Annotated in this window: 12 protein-coding genes; 4 read left to right on the top strand and 8 right to left on the bottom strand. The window is 73.4% G+C overall.

All coding sequences use genetic code 11. The annotated features are described in order from the left end of the window. Nucleotides 1–22: 22 nt before the first annotated feature. The 5 genes from ACIRFH_RS01630 to ACIRFH_RS01650 all read right to left on the bottom strand — a co-directional run bounded on the left by ACIRFH_RS01630 (nt 23) and on the right by ACIRFH_RS01650 (nt 6,546). A complete protein-coding gene (locus ACIRFH_RS01630) occupies nt 23–1,072 on the bottom strand; it encodes a LacI family DNA-binding transcriptional regulator (RefSeq protein ID WP_403516546.1) in 1,050 nt (349 codons plus the stop codon). A 174-nt stretch (nt 1,073–1,246) separates the two neighbouring features. After that, nucleotides 1,247–2,704, bottom strand: a complete 1,458-nt coding sequence (locus ACIRFH_RS01635; protein ID WP_403516547.1) for a GH1 family beta-glucosidase — start codon at nt 2,702–2,704, stop codon at nt 1,247–1,249. A 146-nt stretch (nt 2,705–2,850) separates the two neighbouring features. Further along, the gene (locus tag ACIRFH_RS01640) at nt 2,851–3,774 is read right to left on the bottom strand and encodes a carbohydrate ABC transporter permease (RefSeq protein ID WP_403516548.1); all 924 of its coding nucleotides are present in this window, start codon (nt 3,772–3,774) and stop codon (nt 2,851–2,853) included. 14 nt (nt 3,775–3,788) lie between these two features. Continuing rightward, nucleotides 3,789–4,781, bottom strand: a complete 993-nt coding sequence (locus ACIRFH_RS01645; RefSeq protein ID WP_403516549.1) for a carbohydrate ABC transporter permease — start codon at nt 4,779–4,781, stop codon at nt 3,789–3,791. Between the two features lie 448 nt (nt 4,782–5,229). Beyond that, on the bottom strand, nt 5,230–6,546 hold the full coding sequence (locus ACIRFH_RS01650) for an extracellular solute-binding protein (protein WP_403516550.1): 1,317 nt from the start codon (nt 6,544–6,546) through the stop codon (nt 5,230–5,232). A 493-nt stretch (nt 6,547–7,039) separates the two neighbouring features. Here ACIRFH_RS01650 and ACIRFH_RS01655 point away from each other — a divergent pair, with 493 nt between their 5' ends. Both ACIRFH_RS01655 and ACIRFH_RS01660 read left to right on the top strand, forming a co-directional pair. Next, the gene (locus tag ACIRFH_RS01655) at nt 7,040–8,083 is read left to right on the top strand and encodes a LacI family DNA-binding transcriptional regulator (protein WP_403516551.1); all 1,044 of its coding nucleotides are present in this window, start codon (nt 7,040–7,042) and stop codon (nt 8,081–8,083) included. Between the two features lie 146 nt (nt 8,084–8,229). Next, nucleotides 8,230–9,657 carry a GH1 family beta-glucosidase gene (locus ACIRFH_RS01660; RefSeq protein WP_403516552.1) on the top strand — a complete coding sequence of 476 codons (1,428 nt, stop codon included), beginning with the start codon at nt 8,230–8,232 and terminating at the stop codon, nt 9,655–9,657. A gap of 72 nt (nt 9,658–9,729) precedes the next feature. On the opposite strand, the gene ACIRFH_RS01665 is transcribed toward ACIRFH_RS01660, so the two are convergent. Further along, nucleotides 9,730–10,443: a response regulator transcription factor gene (locus ACIRFH_RS01665; protein WP_403516553.1), complete on the bottom strand. Its 714-nt coding sequence runs from the start codon at nt 10,441–10,443 to the stop codon at nt 9,730–9,732. A 140-nt stretch (nt 10,444–10,583) separates the two neighbouring features. Here ACIRFH_RS01665 and ACIRFH_RS01670 point away from each other — a divergent pair, with 140 nt between their 5' ends. Beyond that, the gene (locus ACIRFH_RS01670) at nt 10,584–11,147 is read left to right on the top strand and encodes a hypothetical protein (protein ID WP_403516554.1); all 564 of its coding nucleotides are present in this window, start codon (nt 10,584–10,586) and stop codon (nt 11,145–11,147) included. Between the two features lie 13 nt (nt 11,148–11,160). On the opposite strand, the gene ACIRFH_RS01675 is transcribed toward ACIRFH_RS01670, so the two are convergent. Both ACIRFH_RS01675 and ACIRFH_RS01680 read right to left on the bottom strand, forming a co-directional pair. Beyond that, nucleotides 11,161–12,030, bottom strand: a complete 870-nt coding sequence (locus ACIRFH_RS01675; protein ID WP_403516555.1) for a spermidine synthase — start codon at nt 12,028–12,030, stop codon at nt 11,161–11,163. A gap of 167 nt (nt 12,031–12,197) precedes the next feature. Then, nucleotides 12,198–12,620 (bottom strand): hypothetical protein, encoded by a 423-nt coding sequence (locus ACIRFH_RS01680; RefSeq protein ID WP_403516556.1) that lies wholly within the window; start codon nt 12,618–12,620, stop codon nt 12,198–12,200. A gap of 281 nt (nt 12,621–12,901) precedes the next feature. Here ACIRFH_RS01680 and ACIRFH_RS01685 point away from each other — a divergent pair, with 281 nt between their 5' ends. After that, a complete protein-coding gene (locus ACIRFH_RS01685) occupies nt 12,902–14,341 on the top strand; it encodes a hypothetical protein (protein WP_403516557.1) in 1,440 nt (479 codons plus the stop codon). The last annotated feature ends 109 nt before the right edge of the window (nt 14,342–14,450 follow it).

The raw sequence follows: 14,450 nt of genomic DNA on the forward strand, positions 1-14,450 counted from the left end.
CCCGCGCCCCGCCCCGCCCCGCTCACGACGAGGCGCGCTCCACCAGCTCCGTCGCCAGCACCACCTGATGCCGTTCCCGCGCCCCCGCCGGACGGCGGTCCGCGATCTCGGTCATCAGCAGGTCGATCATCGCGCGGCCCATCTCCTCGATGGGCTGCCGGACGCTGGTCAGCGGCGGGTCCAGGTGACGGGCGATGGCCGAGTCGTCGTAGCCGACCAGCGCCACGTCGTCCGGGATGCGCCGGCCCGCCTCCCGCAGGGCCTGGCGGGCACCGGCCGCGGTGACGTCCGAGGCGGCGAAGACCGCGTCCAGGTCCGGACAGCGACGCAGCAGCTCCGCCATCGCGCGCCGGCCGCCCTCCTCGGTGAAGTCGCCCGGCTCGATCAGCTCGTCGGCGGCGGCGAGTCCCCCGTCGCGCAGGGCGTCGCGGTAGCCGTCCACGCGCCGCTGGGCGCCGTAGACGTCGAGGTGGCCGGTGATGTGGGCTATGCGGCGGCGGCCCCGGGACATCAGGTGCTCGACGGCCGAGCGGGCGCCGCCGTAGTTGTCGGAGTCCACGGAGGCCAGCGTCTCCGCGGCGGAGCGCGGACCGCTGATCACCGCGGGGATCTCCAGCTGGGTCAGCATGTCCGGCAGCGGGTCGTCGGCGTGCACCGAGACCAGCAGGACGCCGTCCACCCGGTGCGCGGCCAGGTACTGGGCGAGCCGCTGCCGTTCCCGGTCGCTGCCCGCGAAGATCAGCAGCAGTTGCATCTCGGTGTCGGTGATCTCCGCGCCGACGCCGCGCAGCATCTCCGAGAAGTAGGGCTCGGCGAAGAACCGGGTCTCCGGCTCCGGGACGACCAGGGCGATCGCGTCGGTACGGTTGGCCGCGAGCGCGCGGGCGGCGGTGTTCGGGACGTAGCCGAGTTCCGCGACGGCCGCCTCGACGGCGGCCCGGGTCGCGTCGCTGACCCGGGGCGAGCCGTTGATCACCCGGGAGACCGTGCCGCGGCCGACGCCGGCCCGGGCGGCGACCTCCTCGAGGGTCGGGCGTCTGACGCCCCGGCTCCGCCCGCCGTTGACCGCCATGGTCGTCGCCTTTCCCTCGCTGCTGTCCGGCCAGGAATCTAACAGTCCCGGCCCGGGCGTCCCCGCCCCCGGCGTGCCCCGCGGGCGGCGGAATCCCCCCGCCCGTGCCGGTGCGGGAACCGTGGGGGCGCGACCGGTGCCGGAGGTGCCCCCACGGGGTGGGTACGGCAGGTCTCAGCCGGGTTCACCGGGGACGGGCAGCGCGTTGCGCCGGATCACGTCGGCGTACCAGTGGGCGCTCGCCTTGGGGATGCGGCGCTGGGAGGCGTAGTCGACGTAGACGGCGCCGAAGCGCTTGGAGTAGCCGTAGGCCCACTCGAAGTTGTCCAACAGGGACCACAGGAAGTAGCCGCGGACGTCCGCGCCGTCGGCGACGGCCCGGTGCACGGCGTCCAGGTGGGAGCGGAGGTAGGCGATGCGCTGCGGGTCCTCGACCCGGCCCTCGGGCGAGACGTAGTCGTCGAAGGCGGCGCCGTTCTCGGTGACCATCAGCGGCAGGCCGGGGTGGGACGCCGCCAGGCCGGTGAGCAGGGTGTGCAGTCCGTCCGCGTCGATGGCCCAGTTCATGGCGGTCACGTCGTCGTTGGCGAGGTGGAAGGCCACGTCCTCGGCGCCCGTCCACGGCGAGTGGTCGCTGGCGCCGTGGCCGTCGTTCTTCGTGGTGCCGGCGCCGTCGGCGGGCGCGGAGACCACGGTCGGCGAGTAGTAGTTGACGCCGAGCACGTCGATCGGACGGGAGATCTCCGCCAGGTCGCCGTCCTTGACCAGCGCGTTCCAGTCGACGAGGTGCGCGGTGTCGGCGAGCAGGTCCTCGGGGTAGGCGCCGTCGAGGAGGGGGCCGGTGAAGATCCGGTTGCCGACCGCGTCGATGCGGCGGGCCGCCTCGACGTCCTCGGGGCTGTCGGTGAGGGGGCGCACCTGGTGCAGGTTGAGGGTGATGGAGGTCTGGGCGGCCTGTGGCAGGGCCGCGCGCAGGACGCCGACCGCCTTGCCGTGGGCCAGGTTGAGGTGGTGGGCGGCGCGCAGGGTCGCGGCCGGGTCGGTGCGACCGGGGGCGTGCACGCCGGAGCCGTAGCCGAGGAAGGCGCTGCACCACGGCTCGTTGAGGGTGGTCCACACGCCGACGCGGTCGCCGAGGGCGCGGGCCGTGATGGCGGCGTACTCGGCGAAGCGGTCGGCGGTGTCGCGGTGCGGCCAGCCGCCGGCGTCCTCCAGCTCCTGGGGCAGGTCCCAGTGGTAGAGGGTGACGACGGGGGTGATGCCCGCCTCCAGGAGCTCGTCGGTGAGACGGCGGTAGAAGTCCAGGCCGCGTTCGACGGCGGGACCGCGGCCGGTGGGCTGGACCCGGGACCAGGAGACGGAGAAGCGGTACGCCTTGAGGCCGAGGTCCTTCATCAGGGCCACGTCGTCGCGGTAGCGGTGGTAGTGGTCGGCGGCGATGTCCCCGGTGTCGCCGTTGCGGACCTTGCCGGGGGTGTGGCTGAAGGTGTCCCAGATGGAGGGCGTGCGGCCGTCCTCGGCGGCGGCGCCCTCGACCTGGTAGGCGGCGGTGGCGGCGCCCCAGACGAAGCCCGTCGGGAAGGAGGCGCCGGTGGCCGGCCGGGCGGGGGTCTCGGGTCGTACGGCGGTCATGGTGAGGACGCTCCCAAGTGGCGTGAGGAGGGGCCGGACGGTGGGGCCCGGCGGTGCGGGAAGGCGGGGCGCGGGGGTGGGCGCCCGGGGTGCGGCAGGACCCGTGTGCGGTCCGGACCCCGCCGGCAAAGGGGTGGGGCGCGGGGTCAGCCCTTGACGGCGCCCGCCATGATGCCGCCGACGATCTGCTTGCCGAAGACGACGAAGACCACCAGCAGCGGCAGGGTGCTGATCAGCGCTCCCGCCATGACGATGCTCTGGTCGGGGGTGTAGGAGGCGCTGAGCTGGCCGAGCGCGACCTGGATGGTCGGGTTCTCCTGGTTCAGGGCGAGGAACGGCCAGAAGAAGTCGTTCCATGCCTGGACGAAGGTGAGCATGCCGAGCACCATCATCGCGGGCCGGGCGGCGGGCAGGACGACGTGCCACACGATGCGGAGGTTGTTCGCCCCGTCCATCTTGGCCGCCTCGATGAGTTCGTACGGCAGGGCCTCGATGAGGTACTGGCGCATGAAGAAGACACCGAAGGCGCCGACCAGGGTCGGGAAGATCACCGACTCCAGGTCCCCCTGCCAGCCGATGTCCGACATCATCATGTACAGCGGGACGACGCTGAGCTGCGGCGGGACGGTGAGCGTGGCGATGACCGCGGTCATCAGCACGTTCCGGCCGCGGAAGCGCATCTTGGCGAAGGCGTAGCCGGCGAGGGTGCAGAAGAACAGCGTGGCCGCGGTGATGGAGCCGGCCACGATGGCGGTGTTGACGATGGCCTTGCCGAGGTTGGCCTGTTCCCAGGCCGTTTCGAGGTTGCTGAGCAGCCTGCCGCCCGGGAGGAACGGCGGCGGGTCGTCGAGGACCCTCTGCTGGTCGTGCGAGGCCGCCACCAGCGTCCAGTACAGCGGGAAGACGGACCCCAGGCCGACGACGATCAGCGCGAGGTAGGTGAAGGGGCCGCCCTTGAGCTGCTGGCCGGCGCCCATCCTCAGGCGGCCACCCCTGCCGCCGGGGCGGGAGGGCGGGGCCGCGTGGGCCGGGCGCGGGGCGGTCTTGTAGGGAGTATGTGTCGTGGTCATCGTTGTCGCTCCCGTCAGGCCGCGCTCTTGCGCACGAACCGGCTGACGATCCAGTTGATCAGGGCGATGAGCAGCAGCAGGACGAGCATGGCCCAGGCCACGGCGGCGGCCGGCCCCAGGTGGCCCAGCTTCCAGCCGTAGTTGAAGAGGTAGATGCTGAGCGTCTCGTACTGGTGCTCGCTGCCGCCGACGGAGCCGAGCGTGCCGCCCTGCAGCAGCAGCGGCTCACCGAACAGCTGCATGGCGCCGATCGTCGAGATGACGATGGTGAACAGGATCGTCGGCCGCAGCGCGGGGATGGTCACCTTGCGGAACTGCTGCCAGCGCGAGGCGCCGTCGATCGAGGCCGCCTCGTACAGGTCGGTCGGCACGGCCTGCATGGCCGCCAGGTAGATCAGGGCGTTGTAGCCGGTCCAGCGCCAGATCACGATGATCGAGATGGCGATCTTGGACGACCAGTGGCCGTTGCCCCAGTCGATGCCGTCGACGCCGACGAGGCTCAGCGCCCAGTTGAGAAGGCCGCCGTCGGCCCGGAACACCAGGGCGAAGACGAGGGCGGCGGTCGCGACCGAGGTGGCGTACGGGGTGAGGATGACCGTGCGCCAGAAGGTGCTGGCGCGCAGCTTGTAGTTGAGCAGGTGGGCCAGGCCCAGGGCGACCAGCAGCTGCGGGACGGTCGAGATGACGCCGATGACGAAGGTGTTGGAGACGGCCGTCCAGAACTCGGAGTCCTGGAGGATCTTGGTGAAGTTCTCGAAGCCGACCCACTCGGACTGGTCGAGGCTCGTCATCTCCACCCGGTGCAGGGCGATCCAGCCGGTGTAGAGGAGCGGGTAGAGCCCGAAGGCACCGAAGACGAGGAAGAAGGGGGCGATGTACGCGTACGGCGACACCTTGTCGTCGAAGCGCCACAGTCGCGAACGCCACGCGCTGCGTGGTGCGGACGCGGCGCCGGAGCCGCCGGTGAGCGGAGACTTGGCACCCCGTGTGGGGGTTGTCGTTGCCACGGAGGGAGTCCTTCCCTGGGAGGTCGGGCCTGGCAGTCGGGCCGGGGGTCGGGCCGGATGGGGCGGGAGGCGGGCGGGCCGGTGCCCGTTCCGCCTGGTCCCGCCCGCGCGGTTGCGGCACGCCGCCGGGCGGCCCGGGCGGCGGTCTGCGGTGGGTACGGCGGCCGGCGGCACGTGCGGTGCGGAGGTGCGGGCGGTGTGTGCGGTGCGGAGGTACGGGAGTGCGGGCCGCTCGGGCGGTGCGGTGCGACCGCACGCGGGCCGGGCCGGGCGGATACGGCGAGGGCGCTGTCCCGACGCCGCGCAGCAGACCCGACGCGGACGGCCGGGTCTGCTGCGGACGCCCCCGCGCCCGCGGGCGGGGGGCCGTCGTTCTCTCACGGCCCCCCGGTGCGCACGGGGCGGGCGGTGCGGGGCGGCTGGTGGGACCGCCCGCCCCGTGCGCGGGTCAGCCGATGGCCTTGTCGATGGCCTCGGTCGCCGCGTCCCAGGCCTTGTCGGGCTTGGTCCCCCGCTGCTCCATGTTGTTGATCTCGCGGGAGATCGTGTCCTTGATCGCACCGTCCTTCGGGCCGAGCACGGCCACCGGGATGGTCTTGGCCTCCTCGGCGTAGATCTGGCCGACGGGGGCGTTGTTGAAGTACTCCAGCTTGCCGTTCTTCACGTCCGGGAGGTCGTAGGCGACCTTGTTGGACGGGAAGAGTCCGGCGGCCTTGAACACGGCGGCCTGCTGCTCGGGCGCGGTCAGCCACTTGACCAGCTCGGTGGCCTCCTTGACGTGCTTGCCGCTCTTGGGCACGGTCAGGAAGGAGCCGCCCCAGTTGGCCGCGGTCGCGCCGGGCGCGCGCGAGATGTCCCACTTGCCCGCGAAGTCGTTGCCGGAGTAGTTCTGGATCTGCAGCGCCATCCAGGCCGGGCACACGACGGTGGCCACGGTGCCGTTGCGCAGCGCCGACTTCCAGGGGTCCTGGAACTGCGGCGTGCCCTGGCTCAGTTTCTTGGCCGCGGCGTCGGCGGCGAGGTTCCAGCCCTTCTGCACCGAGGGGCTGTCCTTGTAGATCGGCTTGCCGTCGGCGTCGTAGTACTGGCTCTCGGAGGAGCTGACGACACCGTTGAACATGGCGCTGGCGGAGTCCATGAAGTAGGTGCCCTTGGGCGCCTTCTCCTTGTACTGCTCACCGAGCTTGAGGTAGTCCTCCCAGCCGCCCGCGATCGCCTCGGCGACCTTCTCGCGGTCGGTCGGCAGGCCCGCCTTCTCGAACAGGTCCCTGCGGTAGCAGAGGGAGATCGGGCCGATGTCGGTGCCGGCGCCGATGACCTTGCCGTCCTTGGTGGTGGCCTGCTTGGCCTTCCAGTCGACCCACTGACCGGTGTCGATGCTGCCCTTGAGATCGGTGAACTTGTCCGCCCGGGTGTCCACGACCTCCTTGATGCGGGCCACTTCGACGCCGACGACGTCTCCCAGGCCACTGCCCGAGTTCAGCTGCTGAAGGAGCTTCGGGTAGTAGTCCTGCTCGTCGGCGGTGGTCTCCTCCTTCACCTCGATGTTCGGGTGGAGCTGCTGGTACTTCTCGAACAGGCCCGCTTCCTTGTAGCCGAACTGCCCGTAGTCGGTCACCTTGAGGACGATCTTCCCGTCGGAGCCCGAGGCGTCCGAGTCGCTGTCGCTGCAACCGGTCAGCAGCAGGGCCGAGGCCGTCAGGACCGACGTGGTCAGGGCCGCTGCTCCGCGGCCGCGGACGCCGCCGGTTCGGGTGATGCGCATTCCACTACTCCTTGTTCCAGTGGGAACGGGGACCTCAGGAATCAGACCGCCGGGTTCGACGGTCCCGACCTGCCCTCTCGGTTCGAGCAGCGGCCAGCCCAGAGCAACGCGGCGCGCGGTGCGAAGATGCTGGTCAACGGTGTGCCATGCGAGGTGGAGGGAAGGGCCGATGGTGCTTCGTGCCATACGGAAGCCGGCCCCGGAACTCCGTGGGACCGCTCCCACGCGGCTTGCCCCGAAGACTCGTTGCTGCCGGGCCCAGGTGTCAAGACTTGAAAACGGCGTTGTTGCGCAAGCGTGTTCCGCGCGTCACGGGAATGTGTCGCGCCGCGGGCCGTGTTACGCCCGGGCATCGGTCCGGTGGAGCAGAATTCCCGCAGCTCAGCGGGGAGTTGATGGCCGTCCGGGGCTCGGGAGGGGGCCGCGCGGACGGGGGCGGGGCTTTCTGGGCCAGAATGAGGCCGGTCCCCCACCGAACGCCGGAAGGTGAACGATGAGCCCTGCCGAACAGCCGCCCGCCGCCGCGGACGTCCGGCGTCCGACCCTGAACGCGGTGGCCGCGCGCGCCGGCGTGGGCCGCGGCACGGTCTCCCGGGTCATCAACGGTTCCCCGAAGGTCAGCGACCGTTCCCGCGCGGCCGTGGAGCGGGCGATCGCCGAACTCGGCTACGTCCCCGACCCGGCCGCCCGTTCCCTCGTCACCCGCCGCACCGACTCGGTGGCCCTGGTGGTCCCCGAGGCGCAGAGCCGGCTGTTCTCCGAGCCGTACTTCTCCGGGATCATCCGGGGCGTGTCCGCCGGGCTCGCGGGCGCGGGGATGCGCATGCTGCTGGTCATGGTCCACGACGAGAAGGAGTACGCGCGGCTCGCCCCGTACCTGTCCGGACAGCGCGTGGACGGGGTGCTGATGGTGGCGGTGCACAGCGACGACACGCTGCCCGACCAGCTGGAGGCGCTCGCCATCCCGACCGTGCTGGCCGGCCGGCGCAGCGACCGGGAGCCGCTGGGGCACGTCCGTCCGGACAACCGCGGCGGGGCCCGGGGCGCGGTCCGGCATCTGCTGGCGAGCGGCCGCCGGGCCGTCGGCACCATCACCGGGCCCCTCGACATGGAGGCGGCGCGGGAACGGCTCGACGGTTACCGCGAGGCGCTGCGGGACGCCGGTGCCGCCGTCACCGGGGACCTGGTCGCGAACGGCGACTTCACCGAGGAGGGCGGACGCGCGGCCATGCGGGAGCTGCTGCGCCGCCGCCCGGACCTGGACGCGGTCTTCGCCGCCTCGGACGTGATGGCCTCCGGCGCCGTGCTGGAGCTGCGCGCCGCGGGCCGGCGGGTGCCCGGCGACGTGGCCGTCGTCGGTTTCGACGACTCCATCGTGGCCCGGCACGTCGATCCGCCGCTGACCAGTGTCCGGCAGCCGCTGGAGGAGATGGGCCGCACCATGGCGAGGCTGCTGCTGGACGAGATCGCCGACCGCGGCTCCGGGCACCGCGGAGTGGTCCTGCCGACGCGGCTGGTGGTGCGGGAGTCGGCCTGAGCGACGCCCGGCGCGACGGGGCCGGGCACCTGGCCGGGCGCGGGACGGGGCGTCAGGTTCCGCCGAAGTCGGCCGGTGGGCAGGGGCTTTGCCATGGGAGCGCTCCCATGCATAATGGGGACCCCCGACCCCGTGGGAGCGTTTCCATGCCAGAACCGACACGCGTCTCCTTCCCCCCCGCCTTCCTCTGGGGCGCCGCGACCTCGGCCTACCAGATCGAGGGCGCGGTGCGGGAGGACGGCCGCACCCCCTCGATCTGGGACACCTTCAGCCATACGCCGGGGAAGACGGCCGGTGGTGACACCGGCGACATCGCCGTCGACCACTACCACCGCTACCGCGACGACGTGGCGCTGATGGCGGAGCTGGGTCTGGGCGCCTACCGCTTCTCCGTCTCGTGGCCGCGGGTGCAGCCGACCGGCCGCGGCCCCGCCGACCGGCGCGGCCTGGACTTCTACCGCCGGCTGGTCGACGAGCTGCTGGCCGCCGGGATCAAGCCGGCCGTCACGCTCTACCACTGGGACCTGCCGCAGGAGCTGGAGGACGCGGGCGGCTGGCCGGCGCGGGACACGGCGTACCGGTTCGCCGAGTACGCGCAGATCGTCGGCGAGGCGCTCGGCGACCGCGTCGAGCAGTGGATCACGCTCAACGAGCCCTGGTGCGCGGCCTTCCTGGGGTACGCCTCCGGGGTGCACGCGCCCGGCCGTACCGACCCGGCGGCCGCGCTGCGCGCCGCCCACCACCTGAACCTGGCACACGGCCTGGGCACGGTGGCCCTGCGTTCGGTGACGCCGGCCGGCAACTCGGTGGCGATCAGCCTCAACACCTCGGTCGTCCGGCCGCTGTCGCAGCGACCCGCGGACCTGGCGGCGGCGCGGAAGATCGACGACCTGTCCGGCGGGATCTTCCACGGCCCGATCCTGCACGGCGCCTACCCGCAGACCCTGCTCGAGGCGACGGCGTCGGTCACCGACTGGTCGCACGTCCAGGACGGCGACCTGGGGCTGATCCGCCAGCCGCTGGACGCGATCTGCCTCAACTACTACACGCCCACCGTGGTGTCGGCGGCCGACGCGGACGCGCGCGTCCCGGGCGCCGACGGGCACGGCGAGAGCGACCACTCGCCGTGGCCAGCCACGGACGACGTGGCGTTCCACCAGCCGCCGGGCGAGCACACGGCGATGGGCTGGAGCGTCGACCCGACCGGCCTGCACGAGCTGATCATGCGCTACCACCGGGAGGCCCCCGGCCTGCCGCTGTACATCAGCGAGAACGGCGCCGCCTACGACGACAAGCCCGACGCGGACGGCACGGTCCACGACCCCGAGCGGGTCGCCTTCCTGGACGGCCACCTCAGGGCGGTCCACCGGGCCATCGCCGACGGCGCGGACGTGCGCGGCTACTACCTGTGGTCCCTGCTGGACAACTTCGAGTGGGCCTACGGCTACGAGAAGCGGTTCGGCGCGGTCTACGTCGACTACGCCTCCCAGGAGCGCACCCCCAAGGCGAGCGCCCACTGGTACGCGCGGGCGGCCCGCACGGGGACGCTGCCGCCGGTGGAGTCCGCCGGGTAGACCTCGCCCGAGGGGGAGCGGGGAGGTACGGGGCGCGGTGTCCGACGGGGGGACCGCGCCCCGTACTCCTGTTCAGGGTGCGCCCGGGGAGGACTCCGCGACCGGCGGCTCCAGCTTCACGCCGACGCCGCGCAGGGTGTGCAGATAGCGGGGCCGGGCCGCGGTCTCGCCCAGCTTGCGGCGCAGCCAGGAGAGATGGACGTCGATGGTCTGGTCGTCGCCGTAGGACTGCTGCCAGACCTCGGCGAGCAGTTCTTTGCGGGGGACGACCACTCCGGGACGGCCGGCGAGGAAGGCGAGCAGGTCGAACTCACGCCGGGTCAGGTCGAGCCGTGTGCCGTCCAGTTCGGCATGGCGGCGCAGCGGGTCGACGGTCAGGCCGCCGACCCTGAGGACGGTGGGCGCCGGTGCCTCCCCGCCGCCGGTGCGGGCGCGGCGCAGGACGGCGGCCATGCGGGCGGACAGGTGCTCGACCGAGAACGGCTTGGTGAGGTAGTCGTCCGCGCCCGCGTTCAACAGGCGGACGATCTCCGCCTCGTCGTCCCGGGCGGTGGCCACGATGACGGGGACGTCGGTGATGCCGCGCAGCATCTTCAGCGCCTCGGAGCCGTCGAGGTCGGGCAGGCCGAGGTCGAGGATCACCACGTCGAACGGGAGGTGCGCGACCTCCCGCAGCGCCTCCAGCGCCGTACCGACGCTGCGCACGAGGTGCGAGGCGTCGGTCAGGTGCCGGATGAGCGCCGAGCGTACGAACTGGTCGTCCTCGACCACGAGCACACGTGCCATGGGCGGCACCGTACGCCATGCGGAAGAGCCCGTGGGGGGCTGTGGACAACTCCGGCCGGGGCCCGGGCGCGGCTGTGGACGACCCCGGGGCCGCCCCGTTCGGGCGACACGCGTGTGACCGGTGGGGCAGTATGGCCGCGATGCGCAGAGGACTCGTACACGTACTGGCCTGGCTGCTCGCCACCGGCGCGGCGGTCACGCTGTCGTGGTGGGGCGTGCACACGGTGATGGCGGGCACGGCCTACGACGCGCCCCGCGTCCTGCCCGTCACGGCGGCCGACGCGGCCGTGCGGGGTTCACACGGGTCCGGACCGTCGGCGTCGTCCACCGAGCGCCCTGCGCCGTCGGGCAGTCCGTCGGGAAGCCGGTCCGGCGGCCCGTCGGCGACACCGGGCCGGACGCCCCGCGAGCCGGGTCCGGCGCCCTCGCGGACCGCGCCGGCCGTCACCCCCGCCCCCTCGGTCCTCTCCTCCCCGGCCTCGGGCCGGATCCGGAGCTACGAGACCGACGGGGGACGCGCGGTGTTCGACCTCGGGACGTCGTCCGCGTCGCTGGTGTCGGCGACCCCGGATGCGGGCTGGTCGATGCAGGTGTGGAAGACGCGGACGTGGATCCGGGTGGAGTTCACCTCCGGCCCGGACCGGGTGTCGGTGTTCTGTACCTGGCACGACGGCCCGCCGCGGGTGGAGATCGGCAGGTACTGAGCCGGCCGCCGGGTCACCGGAAGACCGAGGCCGGCGGTGCCGGTGAGGCGACCGCCGCCGCGTCCGTCACGGGCTGGACGCCTCCGGTGAAGTCGGTCAGGGCCCTGCCGTGCTCCACGCGCGCGGAGTGCGGGTCGGAGGCGGCGCGGCGGGTGAGCTCGGCGATCGGCAGCGGACGGTCGCCGGCGGCGAGGACGGCGTTGCCGAAGCGTCTGCCGCGCAGCACGGCGGGGTCGGCGATCAGGGCGAGTTCGGGGAAGCGGGCGGCGGCGGTGGCGATCTGGCCGCGCAGGTGGGCGAGCGGCGGGCCGTCGGCGAGGTTGGCGGTGTAGATGCCGCCGGGCGCGAGCGCGCGCCGCACCTCGTCGAGGAACTCGGTGGACGTCAGGTGCGCCGGGGTGCGAGCGCCGCCGAACACGTCCGCGACGACCAGGTCCGCCCAGCCGTCGGGCACCTTGGCGAGCCCGGCGCGGGCGTCGGCGGTCCGGATCCGGATCCGGGCGCCGGGGTCCGGGGGGAGTTCGCGCCGGACCAGTCGGACCAGGGCGGCGTCCCGTTCGACGACCTGCTGGGTGGAGCGGGGGCGGGTGGCGGCGACGTAGCGGGCGAGGGTGAGGGCGCCGCCGCCGAGGTGCACGGCGCGGACGGGCTTCCCGGGCGGGGCGGCCAGGTCGATGACGTGTCCGATGCGGCGCTGGTACTCGAACGACAGGTACGCCGGGTCGTCCAGGTCGACGTGCGACTGCGGGGCGCCGTCGATCAGCAGCGTCCAGGCCCGCGGCCGCTCGCGGTCGGGTATCAGTTCGGCGACCCCGCCGTCGACGTCCTCGACGACGGCTTCCACGGCAGCGCGCCCGCGGCGGGCGTTCCTGGACTTTCCCATCGGACCATTATCGAACGCCCCCGGCGCCGACGCGCCCGGCGGTGCGGTCCGCACGGCCCGCGTGCGCAGGCGGACGGTGCGATCGGGTGGGGCGGACGGGGCATCGATCCGCTCCCGACCGGGCGGAACGTCCGTCCGCGGCCAGGACGCGCGCGACGCCCCGGTGCTCAGCGGCAGCTGTCCGCGGCCTCGATCAGCCGGGCCGCCTCCCCCAGCGCGGCCCGCAGGACGGCGGGGTCGGTCGCGAGGTCCGCGTCACCGGGCGGCAGCAGCCAGTCCGAGCCCTCCACCGGCGGCTCGGGGACCGGGTCGAGCTTCGTGCCCCGGCCGTCCGTCTCCGTGCAGGTGCTGCCCGGCACGTCCCAGGCGGCGGCCGTCCCCGGGGGCACCAGGAAGCCGAGGGTGTCGCAGCCGTGGTCGTGGAGCACGCGCCCCACCGCGTCCCCGGCTCCCCGTCTGAGAATGTCGACGGCCTCCAGGCCCTGCCGCGCCGGCACGGTGACGACGTCACAGCCGCCGCCGTCGCCGCCCGTGTCGCAGACGCCTGCGAGGTCACTGCTCCGGCTGGTCTTCATCCCGGCCTCCACCACGGAACTCCTCTTGGACGAGTCGGTCGGGAGTCGGGGGGCCTCCCGGTCCACGGGATTCAACGCGGCAGACCGTCAACGGCTACGGCACAAGTCCGCCACAAAGGATGGCACTTCATGGCAGATCGCGGGTGAGATATCCGGTTTACAGCCGAACAGTGCGTGGCGGATCCGTCACAGCCGGTACGTTCTTGCTCGCCGGAAACGGGGTGGCGATCGGAATGATTCCCGCAACTCACACCTTTTCCGGCGTGGTTCGACGGTTCGCACGAGAGGACCCGGCCATGGCGTCGTCAACGGTGACCTCCGCCCAGCCCGATCGGCCACCGCGGCCGAACCTCGCCTTCCGGCGCCTGCGCGGACAGCGCTCGCCGGCCGAGTTCGCCGCGGCGGTGCGCCGTGCCGCGCGCGAGATCGGCGAGCGGGTCAGCTGTGACGCGCGCTACATCGGCCGCGTGGAGGCGGGCGAGATCCGCTGCCCCAACTACGCGTACGAGCGGGTGTTCCTGCACATGTTCCCCGGCCGCTCGCTCACGGATCTGGGATTCGCGCCCCGCTCGTCCGTACGCGGACGCCGGGCGCGCACGGACGGGGACGCGCTCCCGGCGCGCCTCGACCGGCCGCCGAGCGCCACGAGTGAGACAGGTGGGGCGGGCGAGCCGTATGACACGCACAGCCCGTACGACACGCACGACAACAACGAGGAGAGCGACGTGCTGCGTCGCGCATTCATGACGAGCGGCGTCACCGCGGCCGCCGTCTCGCTGGGCCCCCTGGGGTTCGCCACCGACGCCAAGGCGACGCCGCGTGCCGTGCGCCGGGCCGGGACGAGCGACGCGGGAGCCCTCGAAGAGGCCGTCCGCCGGATCCGGTTGCTCGACGACCGGCACGGCGCCGACGGCCTCTACCGGCGCGCGGCGGCCCCGCTGCGCGCCGCGTACGCGCTGCTGGACGCCGGCGCGACCCGGCAGACGACGGCGGACCGGCTCTATGCGGGCGCCGGGGAACTGGCCATCTCCGTGGGCTGGCTGGCCCACGACTCGGGCCGCTTCGACGACGCGCGCTCCCACTACGCCGAGGCCCTCGCCACCGCCCGGATGACCGACGACCCGGGTCTGGAGGCGCACGCCTTCTGCAACACGGCGTTCCTGGCCCGGGACGCCGGCCGGCCGCGCGAGGCGGTACGGGCGGCCCAGGCCGCGCAGCGCGCCGCCCGGCCGCTGGGATCACCGCGGCTGATGTCCCTGCTCGCGCTGCGCGAGGCGGGCGGCTGGGCGGGGCTCGCGGACCGCGTCGGCTGCGAGCAGGCGCTGACCCGTGCGCAGATCCTCTTCGAGCGGGGCCCCTCGGACGCCGACCCCGAGTGGATGAGCTTCTACGGGGAGGCCGAGCTGGAGGGGCTGGAGGCGCAGTGCTGGTCCACGCTCGGCGACTGGACCCGGGCGGCCGGACACGCGCGCCGGGCGGCCGAACTGCAGAACCCGCACTTCACGCGGAACCTCGCGCTGTACTCGGCGGAACTGGCGGACGACCTGGCGCGGGGCGGGCGGCCCGACGAGGCGGCCGGGGCGGGGATGCGGGTGCTGGATCTGCTGGGCGAGGTCCAGTCGTCGCGGATCCGCACGATGCTGGCGGGAACGGCGCGGGTGCTGCTGCCGCACCGGCGGGCGTCGGGGGTGTCGGCGTTCCTGGAGCGGCACGCGTCACTGCCCCGGACGGCCTGACCGGGCCGACGGTCGTCGGCCGGTCGGACCGGCCGGGTCTGCCGGGCACCCAGGCGCGGGGGTGGGCGCATCCGGCCGCCGACGCGCCCGGCCGCCGACGCGCCCGGCC

This window comes from Streptomyces sp. NPDC093586 (assembly GCF_044764905.1).
GTDB lineage: Bacteria > Actinomycetota > Actinomycetes > Streptomycetales > Streptomycetaceae > Streptomyces.

What these genes read in the sequence shown, in the direction of transcription:
- ACIRFH_RS01630 (WP_403516546.1), bottom strand. Translation starts at nt 1,072, where the DNA reads ATGGCGGTCAACGGCGGGCGGAGCCGGGGCGTCAGACGCCCGACCCTC.
- ACIRFH_RS01685 (WP_403516557.1), top strand. Translation starts at nt 12,902, where the DNA reads ATGGCGTCGTCAACGGTGACCTCCGCCCAGCCCGATCGGCCACCGCGG.
- ACIRFH_RS01670 (WP_403516554.1), top strand. Translation starts at nt 10,584, where the DNA reads ATGCGCAGAGGACTCGTACACGTACTGGCCTGGCTGCTCGCCACCGGC.
- ACIRFH_RS01635 (WP_403516547.1), bottom strand. Translation starts at nt 2,704, where the DNA reads ATGACCGCCGTACGACCCGAGACCCCCGCCCGGCCGGCCACCGGCGCC.
- ACIRFH_RS01640 (WP_403516548.1), bottom strand. Translation starts at nt 3,774, where the DNA reads ATGACCACGACACATACTCCCTACAAGACCGCCCCGCGCCCGGCCCAC.
- ACIRFH_RS01650 (WP_403516550.1), bottom strand. Translation starts at nt 6,546, where the DNA reads ATGCGCATCACCCGAACCGGCGGCGTCCGCGGCCGCGGAGCAGCGGCC.
- ACIRFH_RS01660 (WP_403516552.1), top strand. Translation starts at nt 8,230, where the DNA reads ATGCCAGAACCGACACGCGTCTCCTTCCCCCCCGCCTTCCTCTGGGGC.
- ACIRFH_RS01665 (WP_403516553.1), bottom strand. Translation starts at nt 10,443, where the DNA reads ATGGCACGTGTGCTCGTGGTCGAGGACGACCAGTTCGTACGCTCGGCG.
- ACIRFH_RS01655 (WP_403516551.1), top strand. Translation starts at nt 7,040, where the DNA reads ATGAGCCCTGCCGAACAGCCGCCCGCCGCCGCGGACGTCCGGCGTCCG.
- ACIRFH_RS01675 (WP_403516555.1), bottom strand. Translation starts at nt 12,030, where the DNA reads ATGGGAAAGTCCAGGAACGCCCGCCGCGGGCGCGCTGCCGTGGAAGCC.